Origin of the sequence: Lactobacillus rizhaonensis, from assembly GCF_036246345.1 — a bacterium.
Taxonomy (GTDB): Bacteria; Bacillota; Bacilli; order Lactobacillales; family Lactobacillaceae; genus Lactobacillus; species Lactobacillus rizhaonensis.
Map to the genome: position 1 here is coordinate 1 of NZ_BTTV01000013.1, position 1,553 is coordinate 1,553.

At 36.6% G+C, this 1,553-nt stretch carries 1 protein-coding gene; it reads left to right on the plus strand.

From position 1 onward, the window contains the following. The first annotated feature begins 240 nt into the window (after positions 1-240). Positions 241-1,446: an IS110 family RNA-guided transposase gene (locus tag AAA915_RS09205; protein ID WP_338201882.1), complete on the plus strand. Its 1,206-nt coding sequence runs from the start codon at positions 241-243 to the stop codon at positions 1,444-1,446. Positions 1,447-1,553: the final 107 nt, after the last annotated feature.

The following is a 1,553-nucleotide window of genomic DNA, read 5'->3' on the forward strand; positions in this document are numbered from 1 at the left end:
TGTCAAACATCCTAAAGTAGGAAGCAGATAGAAGTATGACGATACTTTTATCTGCTTTTTCTTTATACTTAAAGTTGAAGTTGAGGTCGCCAACAGGATTGAATCTTTGAATTCGATTGTCAAACGGGCCCGTAAGGATAATGCCCTTTGCTAGTTAGGTTAGGATGAGGATCTTAAAGATCGTATTAAGAAAATGAACAAAGGCACTATTCTTCTTCAATAATTTTAGGAGGTGTTACAGTGAATGTTATTGGTATTGATGTTAGTCGTGGTAAAAGTCATGCCACTTTAATTACTACTGATTTTGAAAAGCAAGATTTTAATTTTAGTCATAATCGCAGCGGTTTTAAGCAATTAGCTGCTTATCTGGCCGATCCAGTTTTAGTTATTTTCGAAACCACAGGGGTTTATTCTGCTCAGCTAGCTTATTATTTAAGCCAAAATAAAATTAAATTTTGTGAGCTTAATCCGCTGGAAGCAAAAATGAGGATGTCATCTTTGCGGCGGAACAAGACAGATGCTAGTGATTCTTTCAAATTAGCTTTATTAGGCATTACGCAGGCAGCCGTTATTCGTACTAGAAGTCGACATTATATTGATGTCCACTATCAGTCTTTGCGTTTTTTAGCTGTGCAATATCACAAATTAAGCCGAGAGCGGGTTAGAATTGAAAATCAGTTGCGTTCAGCGCTAGAGCTGTCTTTCCCTGAGTTAAACGATATTTTCCCCGTTATTCGCTCTGTTGTAGCCTTGCAAATGATTCGTAAGTATACACATCCAGATTATTTGGCTGGTCTGACGGTTAAAGGAATGACTGAACAGCTTTATAGAGTAATTGGTAAACATATTACTAGGAAATTAATTGCTAGCTATTGCACTAAAGTTTGGACAGCCGCGCTCAATTCATATCCTGCCATTGCCGCTGATTCAATTGAAATATCAATCATTGGCATGCTATGCGAGGAAATTGAAGATTATAATCATCGTGTTAACCTAATCAAAGATCAGCTAATTAAAAAGGCAGCTAGTTTTCCAGAATTTAAGCTTATCAGCAGTATACCAGGAGCGGGACAGCTAAACACGGCCCTATTAATGGGATTTGCGGGCAATATTGAACGCTTCGAAAATTATAAGCAGCTCAATGCATACCTAGGAATTGACTTAAACAGATATCAATCTGGCACTTTGGTTAAGCATGACAAGATTAATCGCCGCGGTAATAGTTTTGCACGAACGGTTGAAATTGAGATGATTAAAAGCATGCTTAGAAATCAAGGCAGGATTAACAATCATCTAGTTGACTATTACTACAAATTAAAAGAGCCACCCTATTCCAAAAAGGATTTGGTAGCTCAAATAGCCTGCGTTAACCATTTAAATCGTACAATCATGCATTTGGTTCACACAAATCAAAGCTATGATTATCAACAAGCTGTACGTCAATAAAGGTTAACTGCTAAACAAATATTTAACTCTCAAAAAGGCGCCTTTTTGAAGTACCTTTAGTATACCCATTTTTAAATCTTTTTGATACTTGACATTCTATAAGAAAT